This is a genomic window from Streptomyces morookaense (genome assembly GCF_013030945.1).
Taxonomy (GTDB): domain Bacteria; phylum Actinomycetota; class Actinomycetes; order Streptomycetales; family Streptomycetaceae; genus Streptomyces; species Streptomyces morookaensis.
The window spans coordinates 150,280-167,759 of sequence record NZ_JABBXF010000004.1 but is presented as its reverse complement, the minus strand read 5'-3'; the positions used below and the strand labels follow the sequence as shown (position 1 = coordinate 167,759).

Genomic DNA, 17,480 nt, shown 5'->3' with positions numbered 1-17,480 from the left:
GGTCGCGGCCGCTCCCAGTGGCCACGGGCGGACGCACAGAGTCACCATGGCATCAGGAGTCCCGAGGAGGCAGCAGATGTTGTTCCGGAACCGGATCGACGCAGGCCGCCAACTCGCCGCCCGCCTGGAGGAGTTCAAGGGCCGGCGGGTCGTGGTGCTCGGACTGCCCCGGGGCGGGGTGCCGGTCGCCGCGCAGGTCGCCGCGGCTCTGGGGGCTCCTCTGGACATCTGCCTGGTGCGGAAGCTGGGCGTGCCCTTCCAGCCCGAAGTGGGCATGGGGGCCATCGGCGAGGACGGCATGCGCGTGATCAACGACGACGTGGTGCGGCAGGCGGGCGTCACACCGGAGGAGCTGGCGCGGGTCGAGGAGGACGAGCGCGCCGTGCTGGAACGCCGGGCCCGGACGTACCGCAGGGGGCGGGTGCCCGTCGGGATCGAGGGCCGGACGGTTCTGGTCGTCGACGACGGTGTGGCCACAGGGTCGACGGCTCGGGTGGCGTGCCGGATCGTCCGCGCCCGCGGCGCCGCACGCGTCGTACTGGCCGTCCCCGTGGCGCCGCCGGAGTGGATCTCCCGTCTGGGCGGGGACGCCGACGACGCCATCAGCCTGCACACCCCGCGGGACTTCTTCGCGATCGGCCAGTTCTACGGCGACTTCTCGCAGACCGGGGACGACGAGGTCGTCGCATGCCTGGACCGTGCGGCACAGCGCGTGGACAGGACCGGCGGCCCGGCGGACGGGGGCACCGCCGGGCCCGGGGAGCGGTAGGCCGGCGTGCCGATCGGCGCCGCGGCGCCGGCGGCGCCTTCAGCCGGACCGGCCCGCACCGGCCGGCTCGTCCGGGGAGCCCGCCGCCCACGCCAGGGCCTCGTCGAGTTCGTCGTACCCGAACCGCCGCACTTCGGCCTGGACGAAGTGGTTCGCGAGCTGCGGCACCAGGGAGGCGGCCCTGCTGTCGGCCGCCAGCGCGATCCTTCCGATCCTGCGATGGTGATCGCGGACGAACCGTACGTGCCGGATCAGGCCGCCGATGTTCTCCCAGCCGGGGAACTCGCGTACGTGGATGACGACGCCGGCCAGCTCGGCGTGCGTGGCCAGCCAGTTGTCAGCGGTCAGTGTCAGGGCGTCGAAGTCCGCCGCGCGCAGGGGCTGTTCGACCTCCACGACCAGAACGGGGGGCTCGTTCAGGAGGCGGTGGGAGATGCCGGGACCCTCGGGCAGCGACTCCAGCCAGCGGAGGGCCTCCTCACGTTCCTGGATGTCGAAGAGGCGCACCGGGCAGGGGGTCAGGAAGCTCACCAGCCTGGTCGACTCCCGGATCCAGGCGATGTCGGTGACGACCGCGCAGCCTTCGAAGAGCCGCAGGGCGCCGATGCCGACCTTGAGGTCCTCCCAGCCGGCACCCGGGGTGAACGACCGGAATTCCGGGCCGATTTCGCACAGGATCCGGATCCTGCGGCCTTCTCTGCGTGCTGCGTCGACGAGCGGCTCGACCACCGTTTCGTAGTCGCTCTTCGTCACGGTCCCGATCGCCTTGACCGCGTCGACGCCGGCGGGTGTGTCCTCGGCTCTCTCCAGCATGTGGTTCCTCTCCTTCCGGTGGGCCGGGTCTTCCCGGCGGGGTCGGGCTGCGGGGCCGTCATGGTGCGTGTTCGACGAGGAATCCGGTGGCGCCGGACAGCGTGGTGAATGCGGGGTAGTCGTCCTCGTCGATGCGACATCCGGTGCGGTCGCCGAAGGTCTCGACGAGGCGGAGGAAGTCCAGGGAGCCGAGTTCGAGGGCGTCGCGGAAGCTGTAGTGCGGTATCTCCCGCTTGGAGCGGCTCATCAGGTCGCCGATGGCGTGGCGCATTGCCGCGGCCCTGTTCTCCTCGGCCCCTGCGGCCGCCCCGGCCTTTTCCCGCCCGGCCGTCGGTCTCGGAGGGCCGGGGACCTCGGCGGCGCGTGCGATGTCGGCGCGGGTGATGGTGCCGCCGAGGCCGCCCGGGCGCGAGCCCAGTCGAACCGCGCACACGCGCTGTCGTAGTCCCTCAGGTTGGGCTCGACAGGTGCCCTGGCGGACTTGTGGACCGTCTGCTCCGGCATGTCTCGTCACCTCCTCGCCTGCCCGGGTACCGGAGTGGCGGTCCGGTAGCGAGGGGGTCCTCCTTGCAGGGCTCACCCAGCCGGAGACCCCGGCGCGGCGTTGACGCCAGGATGGCACGGACGCCCCGTTCCAGCAGCTCGGGCCGGTACGGCCGGAGTCCGGGCCCGGTGCGGAGCGCCGGGGTGCGGCGGCTTCACCGGCATGCTTGCCCGGCTCCGTCCCGCAGATGTCCGGAAGAAGGGGAGCGGTCAGCGGGACCCGTGCCCGGGACGGTGGACGCGGCCGTCGGCCGCGGGCCGTGCCTGCTCGCGGAGCGCGCTCCAGGAGAGGGGGGTGAGCAGGTCGGCCAGACGCTGCAGGGCGTCGCAGAACAGGTCGTCGATGGCCAGGATGCCGACCGGGCGGCCGCCGTCGAGGACGGGCAGGCGCCGGATGTCGTGCCGCCGGAAGAGGTGGTAGGCGCGTTCGAGGTCGTCCGATGCGCCCACGGTGATCACCGGGGCGGACATGAGACCGGCCACCGGCGCCTCGCCCCCGGCTGCACGGGCGACCGCACGGACGGCGATGTCACGATCGGTCACGATGCCGCGCAGCGTTCCCTCTTCCGTGACGAGTACGCATCCGACGGCCTGCTCCTCCATCCGGCGAGCCGCCTCCTGCGCGGTGGCGCGCATCCCCACGGTGACCGGCGGCGTGGTCATCAGCGCCGAGACCCTCACCTGGGCGCGTCCCCGTGCGGACGGGGGGAGCCCCCCGGGGCCCTGCGGACCGCGTGGACGATGTCGGCCAGCGCGCCCAGTTGGGCGGACAGATACGTGAACAGGTCGTCGAAGGACACCATGCCGACCAGCCTGCCGTCGTCCACGACGGGCAGATGGCGGACGTTGATGGACCGCATGGCGTGCAGTGCGGCGGTGACGGGCGTGTCGGCCGTCACGGTGACCGGGTCGGTGGACATGACCTCCTCGGCCCTCGTCCGGGACGACAGGCCGTGAGCCATCGCGCGGACGACCAGGTCCCGGTCTGTGAGCACGCCGATCACCCGGCCGTCCTGCACCACGGGCAGTGCCCCCGCCTTCGCGTCGGCCATGCGCCGGGCCGCCTCCTCCAGCGTGGCCTCCGGCGGCACGCTGGCCGGCGGCGAGCTCATGGCGTACTTGATCTCCATATCCGTCCCTGCCTTCGTCGCGCGGAGCAACCGGACCACTGCCCGTTCCCCGGGCCGTGGAGCCGCCTACCACCCTGGGAGAGCGAGCCCGTGCCTGCCAGTCGAACGGCACAGCGTGCCGGCCGGTCCCGGCGATGGGCCGATGGGCCCACGCGCAGCCGGACGGCCGGATGGGGGCACACCCGGTGACAAACCGGAGAGAGGACCGCCTCGCCGAGGCCGCCGACGTCATCAGCGACCACCCCATCGCCCTGCAACTGCGACGGCCGGCGGCAAGCGGCAGTCCTGCCGTGGTGTGAACCCGGCTTCCCCGTCCCTGTCCCGCGCGCCGTTCAGCGCGTGAACCGGTGGTCCTCCTCGATCACCGGCGCCGCCGGAGGCGGCGGCTGGGTGCGCCGGCGTTTGAACACGCTGACGTACGCCGACGTTCCGATGACGCCGACCACCATCAGGATCAGCCCGACCAGCGTGAGATTCACGCCCTTCACATGCCAGTCCGTGGCGAAGGCCAGGATTGCGCCCGCGGCTATCAGACCGATGCACCCTCCCATGCCCATGACCGGTACCTCCCTACCTGGTTGGCTCGGGAAGGTGCGCGTACCCGGCATCCGGGCGGTCAACCGCCCGTGCGGTGCGCCTGGATCTGCATTCCGGGGCGGCGGCGGTGGACGGTGAGGTACGAGATGCCGTCGCCTCCCGCAGTGATGCTGCGGGAGGAGCCGTGGGGAAGCCAGACGACGCTTCCCTCGGCGAGCGGCTGCGCGCCGAGAGCGGTGCCGAGGGTTCCGTCGCCGGCGGTGACGACGAGCAGGACGTCCAGGTCCGGTTCGACGTGGGTGTCGACGTGCTTGCCGGGCGGGAGGCGGACCACGTTGGCGTCGAGCTGTCTGCCCGGCTCCGCCAGCCGCCACAGGGCTCCGGCCGCTGCGGGATGCCCGGCGGTGAGCGCTCCGATGTCGCAGAGCTGTTGCGGGACCGGGGCGTCGGCGGGGTCGAAGCGGCTGCTGGGGGTGTCGGCCATCGGGTGTCATCACTCCTCTGACATATGAATCTTCCGTGCACCGTGGGTGACCGTACCGATCGGGCTCGGCATCGGCGTGCTGGCGGCCCGACCCTCCCCCGGCGCGACACGCCCTCGCGGTCGACGTGTCCACATCTTGAAACGGCTGATACTGGGGCATTCCAGGCGGACGCGGAGGTGGAGCGAGGATGCGGGGCATCGTCAGGGCCGTGGCGGAGGTGCTCGGCTGGTGGATCGCGCTCCTCACGCTGTGGATCATGCTGATCAGCACGGTCGGCACACTGGAGCTCGCGGTCGGCTCCGCGGCCGCCCTCGCGGCCGCCTGCGCGGCCCGGGCGGCACGGCGGGCGGCGGGCCGGTGAACCCGTGGCTGGGCGGTGCGGCCCTCCTCCTCGTCGGCGGGCTGGGGCCGAGCCTGTGGGCCGCGGCATCCGGCGGGGCCGGGCGCCGGGTCGTCGCCCAGAACATGGCGACCCTGCTGCTGTGCCTGGTCTTCCTGCTGCTCGCGCAGGGGTACGGGCGCACCGCGTACGTCGATCTCGCGCTCGTCGTCGCAGTGCTGGGCCCGGCCGGCACGCTGGTCTTCGCCCGGCTCCTCCTCGACCGCGACAGCGGGGACCCGCCGGGCGCCCGGTGGCTGACCCCCGTCGTCGCGGTGGCCACGCCCGCGACGGTCATCCCCTTGTGCATCGTCACCGGACCGGGCCGGGCGACGGTCAAACTGGTCGTCATCGGGCTGCTGTTGCTCGCCGGCGGCGTGGCCACGACCCGGGCGGTGCGCCGTGGCTGACGTACTCGTGGTCCTCGCGCTGATGTTCGTCGCGGCCGCCGCCACCGCGGCCGTGCTCAACCGGGACCCGGCGCGGCAGGCCGTCGTCCTCTCCCTCCTCGGCCTCGGTCTCGCGGTCGCCTTCACGGTGCTGCAGGCACCGGATGTGGGCCTCTCACAGCTGGGCGTGGGCTCGGCCCTGACCCCGCTGATGATCCTGCTGACCGTGCGCAAGGTCCGGAAGGGGAAGGGCCGGGGGCGCGAATGAGCCGGCGCGTGCGGATGGGGGTGCTGGCCGCGGGACTTCTGGCGACGGCCGCGCTGTTCGTCACGGCGTTCCTGGACATGCCGCACTTCGGCGGCGCCTGGCACCCGTACGGCGACCGGGCGGTCCAGGCCTCCGTGAACCGCCGCACCGCGAACACCGTCTCCGCCGTCAACTTCGACCAGCGCGGCTTCGACACGCTCGGCGAGGAGAGCATCCTCTTCGCCTCCGTCCTCGGCACGGTCGTGCTGCTCCGGCAGGCACGTGACGAACGGACCAGGGCCCCGCGCCCCGGACCCGTGCCGGCCGCCCTGCGCCGCTACGGGCTCGTCGCGCTGCCGGCCACCCTGCTCATCGGCCTCTACGTGATCGCGCACGGCCAGCTCAGCCCGGGCGGGGGCTTCCAGGGCGGGGTGGTCGTCGCCACGGCCCTGCACCTGCTGTACATCGCCGTCGACTACCCGGCGCTGGAGCGCATCCGGCCGCTCGGGCTCTACGAGGTGGGCGATGCCGTGGGCGAGGCGGCCTACGTGGTGCTCGGCGTCGCGGGGCTGCTGGCCGGTTCGGCGTACCTGGCCAATGTGCTGCCGTTCGGCACGTTCAACACCCTCTCCTCCGGCGGCACGGTCCCGCTGCTCAACGCGGCCGTCGGCCTGGAGGTGGCCTCGGCCGTCGTCGTCCTGCTGGCCCGTTTCCTCGTCCAGGCACTGGAGATCGAGGGCGGCGACGGCGGGAAGGAGCAGGCGGCTTGAGCGTGTTCCCCTATGCCGTGGCCGGGTGGATCTTCCTCGTCGGCGTGTACGGCCTGGCCACCAGCCGGAACCTGGTGCACGCCGTGGGCTGCCTGTCCGTCGCCCAGTCCGCCACCTACGTCCTGCTGCTGGCCGTCGGCTACCGGCGTGGCGGCACCGCGCCGGTCTTCTCCGACACGCCGACCACGGCCTCGGTGGTCGACCCCGTCGTGCAGGCCCTGGCCCTGACCGATGTCGTCGTCGGCGCCACGGTGACCGCACTGCTGCTGGCCCTGGTCGTCCAGACCGCCAAACGGCACGGGACCACCGACCCCGACGAGCTCCACGAGCTGAAGGGCTGAGCCGCGATGGACCGGTTCCTCCCCCTGGTCGTCGCGGTGCCGCTGCTCGGCGCGGCGCTGCTCGTGGGTGCCGGGCGCCGGATGCCCCGCATCGTCGCGGAGAGCGTGGGGTGCCTGTGCGCCGCGTGCACCGCGGGGCTCGCCCTGGTCCTCCTCGCCCGGGGGACCGCCGTGTCCTGGGTCGGCGGCTGGGAGCCGTACCACGGGCACAGCGTCGGCATCGTCCTCGTCGGCGATCGCGTGGGGCTGGGCCTGGCGGCGCTGACGTCCTTGCTCGTCACCGCTGTACTGGTCTACTCCTGGCACTACTTCGACGAACCGCCGCGCGGCCATGCCGGTGCCTACCCCGCGCTCGTCCTGCTGTTCCAGGCGGGTATGTGCGGTTTCGCGGTCACCGGGGACCTCTTCGACGCGTTCGTGTTCTTCGAGCTGATGGGTGTCGTCGGCTACGCGCTGACCGGGTACCGGGTCGAGGAGGCGCGGCCCGTGCAGGGTGCGCTGGCCTTCGGGTTCGTCAACTCGCTCGGCGGATATGCCTCGTTGCTCGGCGTCGGGCTGCTGTACGCCCGTACCGGCGAGTTGGGCATGGCGCAGGTGGGCCGGCAGCTGGACGCGGCTCCGCGGCGGGACGCGCTGGTCGTCGCCGCGTTCGTCCTGGTCCTGACCGGGTTCCTGGTCAAGGCTGCCGCCGTGCCCTTCCACTTCTGGCTGCCCGACGCGCATGCGGTGGCGCCGACGCCGGTGTGCATGCTGCTGTCCGGGGTGATGGTGGAGCTGGGCGTCTACGGGGCCGCGCGCGTCCACTTCACCGTGTTCGCCGGGCCGGGCGGCGTGCCGGCGGAGGACGTCCGGCGGTTGTTCCTCGTCCTCGGGGTCGCGACCGCACTGGTCGGTGCGGCGATGTGCTGGCAGCAGCGGCACGTGAAACGGCTGCTCGCCTTCTCCACCGTCTCCCACACCGGGCTGTTCCTCGTCGGGCTCGCTGCCGGGACGGCGGAGAGCGTGTCGGGGGTCTGCCTGTACGTGCTGGGGCACGCGGGTGCCAAGGCCGCGCTCTTCGCGTCCACCGGAGTGCTCCTCGACCGGCACGGCAGTGTCGACGAATGCGAACTCCACGGCCGGGGGCGGGACATGAGAGGTGTCGGGGTGCTGTTCGCCGTCGGTGCCTTCGCGCTCGCCGGCCTGCCGCCGTTCGGGACGGCCCTGGGCAAGGCGCTGGCCGAGGAGCACTCCCCCTGGCTGCCGGTGGTCTTCGTTCTCGTGTCGGCCGTCACCGGAGGTGCGGTTCTGCGTGTGACGGCGCATGTCTTCCTCGGAGCCGGGCAGGCGCCTCGTACGACACAACCGGAGACCCGCGGGGACGAGGAGCCGGAGACCGAGGAACCGGCGTGGCGCCTGCCCCGGCCGATGATCGCGGTGGCGGGCCTGCTGCTGGCGGGTGCCCTCGCCGTGGGAGCGGTCCCCGCCCTCGCCGAGGAAGTGGGGGCGGCCGCCCGGGCGTTCACCGACCACGCCGGTTATGCCGCCGTCGTCCTCGACGGGCGCCGCGGCGCGGCCCCGCCGGGGCCGGCGGCGTGGTGGACGCCGACGGGTGCGGGGCTCGGCCTGCTGTCCGCCGCGCTCGCCACGGGCCTCGCCGCGCTGGCGGTGCGCAGGGCGCTCCCCACGGGGCGCTGGAGCGCTCCGCTGCGCAGGCTGCACTCGGGGCACGTCGGCGACTACGTGGTCTGGACGGCGGCCGGCATCGGGCTGCTCTCGGCGCTCGTCCTCTGGCCCGTCGGCTGAGCCGCGCGCCACGATCGGCGGCTCACGCCCTGCGGTGCCCGGCGGCAGGTGTCACGGTGATGGGTGAACGACATCCCCCTACCGAATTCCCCTACCGAATCCCCATACCGAGCCGAGGAGACAGTGCGATGCCCCGAGGATCGAGTTCCAAGCGCGAACGGCAGTACGAGCACATCAAGGACAGTGCGAAGCAGCGCGGCGAGAGCACCAAGCGCGCCGAGGAGATCGCCGCACGGACCGTCAACAAGGAGCGGGCCCGCTCGGGCGAGTCGAAGACCGCCAGCCGCTCGTCCCTGCAGGACATGTCCTCCTCCCGGCGCGGCGGCCAGCGCTCGCACTCCGGGGCCCAGGGCCCCACCAAGGAGCAGCTCTACAACGAGGCGAAGCAGAAGAACATCGAGGGCCGTTCCCAGATGAACAAGGACGAGCTGAAGCGGGCGCTGGGCCGCCGCTGAACCGGTCTCCCCTCAGCAGCCGCCGGCAGCCGCTAATAGCCGCTCAGGAGGGTCCGTACCCTGCGCAGGGTCTCGGGTCCGGCGGTGCTGTGCCAGCGCGACGGGTCCGCGGGGCGCCGTCCCCACAGCAGCAGGACGCGCACGGCCGCGTCGCTCTCGATGGTGGCCGGGCCCTCGGGTGCGGCGCGCCGGATGGCGGTGCCGTCTGCGTCGGCGGTCACCACGACGTCGTCCGTGCCCGGCGTGCGCAGGCGGCCCTCGACCCGCCCGTCGGGGCCGAGATCCAGACCTGCGCTGCCGCGGGCGAGCAGCGGCCGGCCGACGGAGACCACGCTGTGCTCCGTCATCCACGGCTCGTCGAGCGCCTGCACGGCCGTGCGGTCGTCGCCGGTCAGGTCCCAGCGGTGCAGGATCAGCTCCTCGCGCAGGTGTTCCGCGAAGAAGGGGACCGTCACGGACCGGCCGGTCCAGATCACCTCCGTGTCCGGTGACAGGTCGCGTGCGGCGGCCGCTGTGATCTCGGCGAGCTGTTCGCAGCGGCTGAGGAACGCCGTCCACAGCTCGGGGTCGGACAACCGCCGGTAGGGCGCCTCGCGTTCGAAGCCCCTGGTCTCCACCGGTGTTCCCGCGAGGAACGCCTGGAGCACCCGGGCCAGTTCCTCGGCGGTGCCCGCCTGGTGGGCCACGATGTCGCGGACCGTCCACGCCTCGCACCACGTGCCGTCGTCGGGCCTGCGCGCCTGCACGGCGTGCAGAAAGGGGGCCAGCTCCGGCAGTGCGTCGTCGACCTGAGAGGGGATCATGCGCCATGGGTATCCCGGCCGGGCCGCCGGCCAAACCGGCAGCAGGCGGAGCAGCCCCTCTTTCCGTCCGAGCGGAAATCCCGGAATCCGCGTTTCCGCGGCCCGCTACTGGTCACCCGTAACCCTGTGGCGCTGCGCACACCACGGCGACGCCCGCTCACGTGTCCGCGCGAAGGGAGAAACATGTCCGCCAAGGTGTCCGACTATCTCCTGCACCGCCTGCGCGAGTGGGACGTCACCCATGTGTTCGCCTATCCGGGTGACGGCATCAACGGCCTGCTCGCCGCGTGGGGCCGGGCCGACGACGACCCGCGGTTCATCCAGTCGCGGCACGAGGAGATGTCGGCGTTCGAGGCCGTGGGGTACGCGAAGTTCTCCGGGAAGGTCGGGGTGTGCGCAGCGACGTCCGGGCCCGGCGCCATCCACCTGCTCAACGGGCTGTACGACGCCAAGCTCGACCACGTTCCCGTGGTGGCGATCGTCGGGCAGACCAACCGCAGCGCGATGGGCGGCTCGTACCAGCAGGAGGTCGACCTGCTCAGTCTGTTCAAGGACGTCGCCTCCGACTACTGCGAGATGGTGACGGTCCCCGAGCAGCTGCCCAACGTCCTGGACCGGGCGATGCGCACGGCACAGGCCCGGCGGACGGTGACGGCCCTCATCATCCCTGCCGATGTGCAGGAGCTGGACTACGCGCCGCCGCAGCACGCCTTCAAGATGGTCCCGTCCAGCCTCGGCACACCCGCCTACGCGCCGGTGCCGGCGGACGAGGAGATCACGCGGGCCGCAGAGCTGATCAACGCGGGCGAGAAGGTCGCCATCCTCGTCGGCCAGGGCGCCCGCGGGGCACGCGAGGAGGTCAAGCAGCTCGCCGGGACGCTCGGCGCGGGGGTGGCCAAGGCGCTGCTGGGCAAGGACGCGCTGCCGGACGACCTGCCCTATGTGACGGGCGCCATCGGGCTGTTGGGCACCCGGCCCTCGTACGAGCTCATGCGCGACTGCGACACCCTCGTCGTCATCGGCTCCAGCTTCCCGTACACGCAGTTCCTGCCGGAGTTCGGCCAGGCGCGGGCCGTGCAGATCGACATCGACCCGTTCATGGTCGGGCTGCGCTACCCCTTCGAGGTCAACCTCGTCGGCGACGCCCGCGAGACGCTCCTGCGGCTGCTGCCGCAGCTGAAGCCGAGGGACAACGGCTCCTGGCGGGAGACGGTCGAGAAGAACACGGCCCGCTGGTGGGAGGTCATGGAGCGGCGGGCGGCGGTCGAAGCGGAGCCGGTCAACCCGGAGTTCGTGGTCCACGCCCTGGACGCCCTGCTGCCCGACAACGCCGTGGTGACGGCCGACTCCGGTTCGGCCGCCAACTGGTACGCGCGGCACCTGCGGCTGCGCGGGAGCATGCGCGGCTCGCTGTCCGGCACGCTGGCGACCATGGGGCCGGGGGTGCCGTACGCGATCGGCGCCAAGTTCGCCCACCCCGGCCGGCCGGCCATCGCGCTCGTGGGGGACGGGGCGATGCAGATGAACGGCCTCGCCGAAATGATCACGGCGGCGAAGTACTACCGGGAGTGGCAGGACCCCCGGCTGATCGTGGCCGTCCTCAACAACCAGGACCTCAACCAGGTCACCTGGGAGATGCGGGCCATGTCCGGCGCCCCGCAGTTCCTGCCCTCGCAGTCCCTCCCCGACGTGCCGTACGCGGAGGTGGCGCACTCCTTCGGGCTCGGCGGTGTGCGGGTGACGAAGCCCGACGGGGTGGTCGCCGCCTGGCAGCAGGCGCTGGCCGCCGACCGGCCCTTCGTCATCGACTTCCGCACGGACCCGGCCGTGCCGCCGATCCCGCCGCACGCCACCCTCGACCAGATCGAGGCGGCGGCCGCCTCCGTCCTCAAGGGCGACAGCGACCGGGCCGGCATGGTCCGCCAGGGGTTCAAGGCGAAGATCCAGGAGATGCTGCCCGGCAGTGCCAAGCACCGCAAGTCCGGGGAGGAGGAGGGACGGTGAGGATGCGGACCCGTCCGGCGCCGGCTCCGTATGTCATCGACCGGATGGTGCGCAACGTGCGCCACGGCCGGTTCGAGCGCTCGCTGTCGCTGCTGACGGCGGCCGGCGCGCTCGTCACCGCCGCCGAGATCTACCTCGAACACGACCGCGCCAGCTTCGGCAACCGGGTCATGTGGTGGCCGGTGGTGCTCGGTCCGGTCGGCGTGGCCGCCGGCGTCGCCGGGTTCGCCAGCGAGCGGATGGCCAAGACCGCGCTGCCCATCGCCTCGGCCGTCATCGCCGCCAACGGCCTGCAGGGCACCTACCTGCACGTGCGCGGCATCGCCCAGAAGCCGGGCGGCTGGTCGCTGGCCCGCTACAACATCGAGATGGGCCCGCCGCTGTTCGCGCCGCTGCTGGTGACGATGGTCGGCGGAATGGGCCTGCTGGCCGCGCTGCTGCGCAGGGAGCGATGAACCGTGGCACGCGGCGGGCCCGGTGACCGCCCGGCGATGACGCCGGGGCGGCACCCCACCCGGTTCCCCGGGTACGACGTACTGGCGCAGACCGGCGCTTGGGACGCGACGACCCAGGCCGTGGTGCTGGCCCGTACCGCCCGGCAGCCGGAGATGCGGTTCTTCTCCCTGGCCGAAGAGGCCGTCGCCACCGCGCTGTTCGACCACCTTCTCGCGCAGTGGGACGACCCCCGGGTGCCGGTCCTGGAGATGGTCGACGCGCGGCTGGCCGAGATGCAGACCGACGGCTGGCGGTACGCGGACATGCCCGAGGACGACACGGCGTGGCGCCTGTCCCTGAAGGCCCTGGACGACGACGCACATGCCCGGCACGACCGCCCCTTCGCCGAACTGCCCCGTGTGGAACAGGCACAGCTGATCCAGGCCGTGCACGACACGGGCGGCGACCACTGGCACGGCATGACCGCCTCCCGCGTGTGGGGGTTGTGGACCCGCTACACGGCCACGGCCTTCTACTCCCACCCGTGGGCCTGGAACGAGATCGGCTTCGGCGGACCGGCCTACCCGCGCGGCTATCTGCGCCTGGGCCTGGACCGGCGCGAACCCTGGGAGACACCCCACCGGCCGGACGACGGCGGCGGGAACGCGGACGCCGCCGCCGCCGGCGACGACACGAAGACCCCCGGCCGGCGATCCCCCCGCCGGCCGGGCACGGGAGCAGCCGGGGCCGGGGCGGCCCTGGCCACCCTGCGCCGAAGCGCCTCCCCGCTGCGCCGGGTCCGGGCCCGCAACGCCTCGGCCTGGCTGCTCCCCCGCGGCGACGCCCGCCTCGACCATGAACTCGTCGACGGCATGCGGCGCTTCGCCGACGATGACGAGGTCGACCTCGTCATCGTCGGCTGCGGCGCTGGCGGGGCGACCCTGGCCCAGCGCATGAGCCGGCACGGCTGGTCGGTCGTGTGCCTGGAGGCGGGCCCGTTCTGGAATCCCGACGCCGACTGGGTCAGCGACGAGGCCGGCTCCCACCACCTGTACTGGACCGACCCGCGCGTGATCGCCGGCTCGGACCCGGTGCCGCTGGGCTCCAACAACTCGGGCCGGGGCGTGGGCGGTTCGACCGTGCACTTCGCCGGGTACGTCCCCCGCTTCCATCCGTCCGACTTCCGCACGTACAGCGAGGACGGCGTGGGCGCCGACTGGCCGCTGTCCTACGAGGACCTGCGGGCCTCCTACGAGCGGATCGAGGAGGAACTGCCGGTCGCCGGACAGTACTGGCCCTGGGGCGACCCGCACGCCTACCCGCACGCGCCGCACCCCCTCGGCGGCAACGGGGAGGTGTTCCTGCGCGGCGCGGCGGCTCTGGGCATCGAGGCCCGGGTCGGACCCGTCGCCATCACCAACGGCCGCTTCGGCAACCGGCCGCACTGCATCTACCGCGGCTTCTGCCTGCAGGGCTGCAAGGTCAACGCCAAGGCGTCCGCGCTGATCACCCACGTCCCCGACGCGCTCGCGAACGGGGCCGAGATCCGCGCGCAGTCCATGGCGACGGGCATCGAACTGGACGCACAGGGGCTGCTGGCCACCGGTGTCCGGTACGTCCGCAACGGCAGGGAACGGTTCCAGCGGGCCCGCATGGTCGCCGTCGCCGGATACTCGCTGGAGACGCCGCGGCTGCTGCTGAACTCCGCCAACCGCCGCTTCCCGGACGGCCTGTGCAACGACCACGACCTCGTCGGCCGCTACGTCATGGTGCAGGGCGCACCCCAGGTCGCGGGCCGGTTCGCCGAGGAGGTGCGCGCCTACAAGGCCCCGCCGCCGGAGGTGACGACCGAGCAGTTCTACGAGACCGACCCCACCCGGCCCTACCGGCGGGGCTTCTCCGTCCAGAACGTCTCCCCGCTGCCGATCGTGTGGGCCGAACACGTGGCGGCGCAGGGCCACTGGGGCGAGGACCTGCGCTCGTACATGCAGGACTACGTCCACTGGGCCGTCCTCGGCGCGCTGTGCGAACTGCTGCCCCTGCCGGACAACCGCGTCACGCTCGCCGAGGAGAAGGACCGTTACGGGCTGCCGGTGGCCCACTTCGCCTACAGCCAGTGCGAGAACGACCGGCAGCTGATCCGGGCCGCGGAGACGGTGATGGAGGACATCCTGCGCGCGGCCGGGGCGGGAGAGCTGATGACGATCAACCGGTACGCCCATCTCGTCGGCGGCTGCCGGATGGCCCGCGACGCCGAACACGGCGTCGTCGACGCCGACTTGCGCAGCTTCGCCGTGCCCAACCTGCTCATCACGGACGGCAGTGTGCTGCCCACCCAGGGCAGTGCGAATCCCGCGCTCACCATCATGGCGCTGGTCGACCGGGCGGCCGCGCGGCTGGCCGCCGGGGCCCGCAGCGGACTGCGCTCCCCCGCCGGGAGCCGGCGATGACGGCGCCCTGGGGCGACCCCCTGGTCGAAGGGGTCACGACCGCCGTCTACACCGTGCCCACGGACGGCCCGGAGGCCGACGGCACCCTCGCGTGGAACTCGACGACGCTCGTGCTGGTCTCGGTGCGCTCCGGCGACGCCACCGGTCTCGGCTGGACCTACGGCGCCCCGGCCACGGCGGACGTCGTCGCCGGCCAGCTCGCGCCCGCCGTCACCGGCCGCAGCGCCTGGGACGTGCCGGGGGCCCAGGAGGCGATGGGCCGGGCCGTGCGCAACGCGGGCCGTCCGGGGCTGATCGCGGGGGCCGTCTCGGCCGTCGACATCGCGCTGTGGGACCTCAAGGCCCGGCTGCTGGACCTGCCCCTGGTGCAGCTGCTCGGCGCGTGCCGCCAGGACGTGCCCGTCTACGGAAGCGGCGGCTTCACCACCTACGACGACGCGCAGCAGGACCGCCAACTGCGCGGCTGGACCGAGGAACTGGGCATCCCCCGCGCGAAAATCAAGATCGGCGAGGCGTGGGGGAAGGCCGAGGAGCGGGACCGCCATCGCATCACCCGCGCACGGAAGAGCATCGGTGACGGCGTGGAACTGTACGTCGACGCCAACGGCGCCTACACCCGCAAGCAGGCCGTGCGCATCGCCCGGCACCTCGATGCCGAGGGCGTCACCTGGTTCGAGGAACCCGTCTCCTCCGACGATCTCGCCGGGCTGGCACAGATCCGCGCCGCGGTCGCCATGGACGTGGCGGCCGGCGAATACGGCTACACCCTGCCGTACTTCGGGCACATGCTGGCCGCGGGCGCCGTGGACTGCCTGCAGGCCGATGCCACGCGCTGCGGCGGCATCACCGTCTGGCTGCGGGCCGCGGCCCTCGCGGAGGCGGCGGGCCTGGAACTCTCCGGGCACTGCGCCCCGCACGCCCACGCCCACGCGGCGGCGGCCGTGCCCAACATGCGGCACCTGGAGTGGTTCCACGACCACACCCGGATCGAGGCCCTGCTGTTCGACGGCACGCTCGGTCCGGCCGCCGGAAGTGTGCGGCCGGGCGCGGACGGATCGCCAGGGCACGGGCTGACGCTGAACGCCGAGCGGGCCGACCCCTACCGCGTCCGATGACCACCGCCTCCCCACGTCCCCGTCCCGGAAGGGCAGACACATGCACCAGACCGTCGTCATCACGGGGGCCAGTGCCGGGATCGGCCGGGCCGCGGCACGGCTGTTCGCCCGCCGGGGGGCGCGCATCGCGCTGCTCGCCCGGGGCGAGGCGGGGCTGGCGGCGGCCGCGAAGGACGTCACGCAGCTGGGCGGGCTGGCCCTGCAGCTGCCCACCGACGTGGCCGACCGCGCCCAGGTGGAGGCGGCCGCGGACGCCGCGGAGAAGGCCTTCGGCCCGATCGACGTGTGGGTCAACGCGGCCTTCGTCTCCGTCTTCGCCCCGTTCACGGAGATCGCCCCGGAGGAGTACGAACGGGTCACCGCCGTCACGTACTCGGGATGCGTCAACGGCACCCGGGCCGCGCTGAGCCGTATGACGGAGCGCGACGCGGGCACCATCGTGCAGGTCGGCTCGGCACTCGGGTACCGCTCCGTGCCGCTGCAGTCCGCCTACTGCGGCGCCAAACACGCCATCAACGGCTTCACTTCGTCCGTACGGACCGAACTGCTCGCCCGGCACAGCCGGGTGCGCATCACCGTCGTGCAGATGCCGGCCGTCAACACCCCGCAGTTCTCCTGGGTCCTCTCCCGCCTCCCCCGGCGGCCCCAGCCGGTGCCGCCGATCTACCAGCCCGAAGTGGCCGCCCGCGCCGTCGTGTTCGCGGCGGACCACCCGCGGCGCAAGCAGTACTACGTCGGCGGCTCCACCGTGGCGACCGTCCTCGCCAACAACCTCGCGCCCGCGCTCCTGGACCGCTACCTCGCCCGGACCGGCATCGACTCCCAGCAGACCGACCAGCCGGCCGACCACGGCCGGCCGCACAACCTCTGGTCCCCGGTCGACGACGCCCGGGGCGGCGACTTCGGCGCGCACGGCGCCTTCGACGCCCGGTCCCACGCCCACGCGCCCCAGGCCGTCCTCGCCCGGCACCCCGCGCTGACGGCCGCCGCTCTTCTGACGGCCGCCGGCGCGGTGCTCAAGTGCCGCCGGAACCGGTCCCGTACCTGCTGCACGGAAGGAACCCGATGACTGCCTACGGCTATTTCCTCTCCTGCGAGGAGCACGGCCCCGACGCCCTGGTCGAACAGGCCCGCATGGCCGAGCAGGCCGGCTTCACGAGCCTGTGGATCTCCGACCACTTCCACCCCTGGAACTCGGCGCAGGGCAACAGCCCGTTCGTCTGGTCCGTGATCGGGGCGCTGTCCCAGGCCACCTCGCTCCCCGTCGAGACGGCCGTCTCCTGCCCCATCATGCGGCTCCAGCCCACGGTCACCGCGCAGGCCGCGGCCACCAGCGCCGTCCAGCTCGGCGGCCGCTTCCGGCTGGGGGTGGGCAGCGGCGAGGCGCTCAACGAGCACATCCACGGCGAACACTGGCCCCGGGCCGCCGTCCGGCTGGAGATGCTGGAGGAGGCCGTCCACATCATGCGCCGCCTCTTCGACGGCGGGGAGGTCAGCCATCACGGCAAGCACTACACGGTGGAGAACGCCCGCCTGTACACGCTGCCGGACGCGCCCGTGCCCATCGACATCTCCGCCTTCAGCCCCAAGGCCACCGAACTCGCCGGGCGCATCGGCGACGGCTTCATCACCATGGCCCCGGACGCCGAGGCCATCGCCCGGTTCCGGCGCAGCGGCGGGGGCACGAAGCCCGCCTTCGCCGGGCTCAAGGTGTGCTGGGGCACCGACCGGGAGAAGGCCGTGCGCACCGCGCACCACCTGTGGGCCAACGAGCACCTCCCCGGCGAGCTGGCCCAAATCCTGCCGACGCCACGCCACTTCGAGCAGGCCAACGAGCTCGTCACACCGGAACAGGTCGCCGGCTCGGTGGCCTGCGGCGACGACCCGGACGCGCACATCGCCGCCGTGAGCGCCTACGCGCACGCCGGCTTCGACACCGTCTACATCAGCCAGATCGGCCCGGAACAGCAGGGCTTCTTCGACTTCTACCGCACCCGCGTCCTCCCCCACCTGCCGGCCTGAGCGGAAAG

General features: G+C 72.9%; 21 protein-coding genes. 14 read left to right on the top strand and 7 right to left on the bottom strand.

Annotation, left to right across the window (positions count from 1 at the left end; genetic code table 11):
* The first annotated feature begins 76 nt into the window (after positions 1-76).
* Positions 77-769: a phosphoribosyltransferase gene (locus HG542_RS02450; protein WP_171078313.1), complete on the top strand. Its 693-nt coding sequence runs from the start codon at positions 77-79 to the stop codon at positions 767-769.
* Between the two features lie 39 nt (positions 770-808).
* Here HG542_RS02450 and HG542_RS02445 read toward each other — a convergent pair whose 3' ends face one another.
* The 6 genes from HG542_RS02445 to HG542_RS02420 all read right to left on the bottom strand — a co-directional run bounded on the left by HG542_RS02445 (position 809) and on the right by HG542_RS02420 (position 4,276).
* Entirely contained in the window at positions 809-1,582 is a 774-nt protein-coding gene (locus tag HG542_RS02445) for a SpoIIAA family protein (RefSeq protein ID WP_171078312.1), read from the bottom strand.
* Positions 1,583-1,640: 58 nt separating this feature from the next.
* Entirely contained in the window at positions 1,641-2,015 is a 375-nt protein-coding gene (locus tag HG542_RS34475) for an acyl carrier protein (RefSeq protein WP_218038993.1), read from the bottom strand.
* A gap of 320 nt (positions 2,016-2,335) precedes the next feature.
* On the bottom strand, positions 2,336-2,788 hold the full coding sequence (locus HG542_RS02435; protein ID WP_176606138.1) for a CBS domain-containing protein: 453 nt from the start codon (positions 2,786-2,788) through the stop codon (positions 2,336-2,338).
* Positions 2,789-2,802: 14 nt separating this feature from the next.
* Positions 2,803-3,255 carry a CBS domain-containing protein gene (locus tag HG542_RS02430; protein WP_171078310.1) on the bottom strand — a complete coding sequence of 151 codons (453 nt, stop codon included), beginning with the start codon at positions 3,253-3,255 and terminating at the stop codon, positions 2,803-2,805.
* 332 nt (positions 3,256-3,587) lie between these two features.
* Positions 3,588-3,812 (bottom strand): DUF6458 family protein, encoded by a 225-nt coding sequence (locus tag HG542_RS02425; RefSeq protein ID WP_171078309.1) that lies wholly within the window; start codon positions 3,810-3,812, stop codon positions 3,588-3,590.
* 59 nt (positions 3,813-3,871) lie between these two features.
* Positions 3,872-4,276: a cupin domain-containing protein gene (locus tag HG542_RS02420; protein WP_171078308.1), complete on the bottom strand. Its 405-nt coding sequence runs from the start codon at positions 4,274-4,276 to the stop codon at positions 3,872-3,874.
* Between the two features lie 188 nt (positions 4,277-4,464).
* Between HG542_RS02420 and HG542_RS02415 the strand changes: the two genes are divergently transcribed.
* The 7 genes from HG542_RS02415 to HG542_RS02385 all read left to right on the top strand — a co-directional run bounded on the left by HG542_RS02415 (position 4,465) and on the right by HG542_RS02385 (position 8,643).
* Positions 4,465-4,638, top strand: a complete 174-nt coding sequence (locus tag HG542_RS02415; RefSeq protein ID WP_171078307.1) for a hypothetical protein — start codon at positions 4,465-4,467, stop codon at positions 4,636-4,638.
* On the top strand, positions 4,635-5,066 hold the full coding sequence (locus tag HG542_RS02410; RefSeq protein WP_171078306.1) for an MrpF/PhaF family protein: 432 nt from the start codon (positions 4,635-4,637) through the stop codon (positions 5,064-5,066). Before HG542_RS02415 ends, HG542_RS02410 begins: the two co-directional genes overlap by 4 nt.
* Positions 5,059-5,313, top strand: a complete 255-nt coding sequence (locus tag HG542_RS02405; protein ID WP_171078305.1) for a Na(+)/H(+) antiporter subunit B — start codon at positions 5,059-5,061, stop codon at positions 5,311-5,313. The genes HG542_RS02410 and HG542_RS02405 overlap by 8 nt, the downstream gene beginning before the upstream one ends.
* Positions 5,310-6,062: an MnhB domain-containing protein gene (locus HG542_RS02400; RefSeq protein WP_171078304.1), complete on the top strand. Its 753-nt coding sequence runs from the start codon at positions 5,310-5,312 to the stop codon at positions 6,060-6,062. Before HG542_RS02405 ends, HG542_RS02400 begins: the two co-directional genes overlap by 4 nt.
* Positions 6,059-6,403: a sodium:proton antiporter gene (locus tag HG542_RS02395; RefSeq protein ID WP_171078303.1), complete on the top strand. Its 345-nt coding sequence runs from the start codon at positions 6,059-6,061 to the stop codon at positions 6,401-6,403. The genes HG542_RS02400 and HG542_RS02395 overlap by 4 nt, the downstream gene beginning before the upstream one ends.
* Before the next feature lie 6 nt (positions 6,404-6,409).
* Positions 6,410-8,188, top strand: a complete 1,779-nt coding sequence (locus HG542_RS02390) for a complex I subunit 5 family protein (RefSeq protein ID WP_171078302.1) — start codon at positions 6,410-6,412, stop codon at positions 8,186-8,188.
* A gap of 128 nt (positions 8,189-8,316) precedes the next feature.
* A complete protein-coding gene (locus HG542_RS02385) occupies positions 8,317-8,643 on the top strand; it encodes a plasmid stabilization protein (protein ID WP_171078301.1) in 327 nt (108 codons plus the stop codon).
* 32 nt (positions 8,644-8,675) lie between these two features.
* On the opposite strand, the gene HG542_RS02380 is transcribed toward HG542_RS02385, so the two are convergent.
* Positions 8,676-9,446 (bottom strand): maleylpyruvate isomerase N-terminal domain-containing protein, encoded by a 771-nt coding sequence (locus HG542_RS02380; protein WP_171078300.1) that lies wholly within the window; start codon positions 9,444-9,446, stop codon positions 8,676-8,678.
* Positions 9,447-9,629: 183 nt separating this feature from the next.
* Here HG542_RS02380 and HG542_RS02375 point away from each other — a divergent pair, with 183 nt between their 5' ends.
* Genes HG542_RS02375 through HG542_RS02350 form a run of 6 tightly spaced genes read left to right on the top strand, consistent with a single transcriptional unit; the run spans position 9,630 to position 17,472 of the window.
* On the top strand, positions 9,630-11,450 hold the full coding sequence (locus HG542_RS02375; RefSeq protein ID WP_171078299.1) for a thiamine pyrophosphate-requiring protein: 1,821 nt from the start codon (positions 9,630-9,632) through the stop codon (positions 11,448-11,450).
* A 2-nt stretch (positions 11,451-11,452) separates the two neighbouring features.
* Positions 11,453-11,905 carry a hypothetical protein gene (locus tag HG542_RS02370; RefSeq protein WP_171078298.1) on the top strand — a complete coding sequence of 151 codons (453 nt, stop codon included), beginning with the start codon at positions 11,453-11,455 and terminating at the stop codon, positions 11,903-11,905.
* A gap of 3 nt (positions 11,906-11,908) precedes the next feature.
* The gene (locus HG542_RS02365; protein ID WP_171078297.1) at positions 11,909-14,335 is read left to right on the top strand and encodes a GMC family oxidoreductase; all 2,427 of its coding nucleotides are present in this window, start codon (positions 11,909-11,911) and stop codon (positions 14,333-14,335) included.
* Positions 14,332-15,450 carry an enolase C-terminal domain-like protein gene (locus tag HG542_RS02360; protein ID WP_171078296.1) on the top strand — a complete coding sequence of 373 codons (1,119 nt, stop codon included), beginning with the start codon at positions 14,332-14,334 and terminating at the stop codon, positions 15,448-15,450. Before HG542_RS02365 ends, HG542_RS02360 begins: the two co-directional genes overlap by 4 nt.
* A gap of 40 nt (positions 15,451-15,490) precedes the next feature.
* Positions 15,491-16,519, top strand: coding sequence for an SDR family oxidoreductase (locus HG542_RS02355; RefSeq protein WP_171078295.1), 1,029 nt, complete (start codon positions 15,491-15,493; stop codon positions 16,517-16,519).
* Positions 16,516-17,472, top strand: a complete 957-nt coding sequence (locus HG542_RS02350; protein ID WP_171078294.1) for an LLM class F420-dependent oxidoreductase — start codon at positions 16,516-16,518, stop codon at positions 17,470-17,472. Before HG542_RS02355 ends, HG542_RS02350 begins: the two co-directional genes overlap by 4 nt.
* Positions 17,473-17,480 lie beyond the last annotated feature (8 nt).

What these genes read in the sequence shown, in the direction of transcription:
- HG542_RS02450 (WP_171078313.1), top strand. Translation starts at nt 77, where the DNA reads ATGTTGTTCCGGAACCGGATCGACGCAGGCCGCCAACTCGCCGCCCGC.
- HG542_RS02415 (WP_171078307.1), top strand. Translation starts at nt 4,465, where the DNA reads ATGCGGGGCATCGTCAGGGCCGTGGCGGAGGTGCTCGGCTGGTGGATC.
- HG542_RS02350 (WP_171078294.1), top strand. Translation starts at nt 16,516, where the DNA reads ATGACTGCCTACGGCTATTTCCTCTCCTGCGAGGAGCACGGCCCCGAC.
- HG542_RS02370 (WP_171078298.1), top strand. Translation starts at nt 11,453, where the DNA reads ATGCGGACCCGTCCGGCGCCGGCTCCGTATGTCATCGACCGGATGGTG.
- HG542_RS02390 (WP_171078302.1), top strand. Translation starts at nt 6,410, where the DNA reads ATGGACCGGTTCCTCCCCCTGGTCGTCGCGGTGCCGCTGCTCGGCGCG.
- HG542_RS02430 (WP_171078310.1), bottom strand. Translation starts at nt 3,255, where the DNA reads ATGGAGATCAAGTACGCCATGAGCTCGCCGCCGGCCAGCGTGCCGCCG.
- HG542_RS02375 (WP_171078299.1), top strand. Translation starts at nt 9,630, where the DNA reads ATGTCCGCCAAGGTGTCCGACTATCTCCTGCACCGCCTGCGCGAGTGG.
- HG542_RS02360 (WP_171078296.1), top strand. Translation starts at nt 14,332, where the DNA reads ATGACGGCGCCCTGGGGCGACCCCCTGGTCGAAGGGGTCACGACCGCC.
- HG542_RS02385 (WP_171078301.1), top strand. Translation starts at nt 8,317, where the DNA reads ATGCCCCGAGGATCGAGTTCCAAGCGCGAACGGCAGTACGAGCACATC.
- HG542_RS02420 (WP_171078308.1), bottom strand. Translation starts at nt 4,276, where the DNA reads ATGGCCGACACCCCCAGCAGCCGCTTCGACCCCGCCGACGCCCCGGTC.
- HG542_RS02355 (WP_171078295.1), top strand. Translation starts at nt 15,491, where the DNA reads ATGCACCAGACCGTCGTCATCACGGGGGCCAGTGCCGGGATCGGCCGG.
- HG542_RS02435 (WP_176606138.1), bottom strand. Translation starts at nt 2,788, where the DNA reads ATGACCACGCCGCCGGTCACCGTGGGGATGCGCGCCACCGCGCAGGAG.
- HG542_RS02380 (WP_171078300.1), bottom strand. Translation starts at nt 9,446, where the DNA reads ATGATCCCCTCTCAGGTCGACGACGCACTGCCGGAGCTGGCCCCCTTT.
- HG542_RS02445 (WP_171078312.1), bottom strand. Translation starts at nt 1,582, where the DNA reads ATGCTGGAGAGAGCCGAGGACACACCCGCCGGCGTCGACGCGGTCAAG.
- HG542_RS02400 (WP_171078304.1), top strand. Translation starts at nt 5,310, where the DNA reads ATGAGCCGGCGCGTGCGGATGGGGGTGCTGGCCGCGGGACTTCTGGCG.
- HG542_RS02425 (WP_171078309.1), bottom strand. Translation starts at nt 3,812, where the DNA reads ATGGGCATGGGAGGGTGCATCGGTCTGATAGCCGCGGGCGCAATCCTG.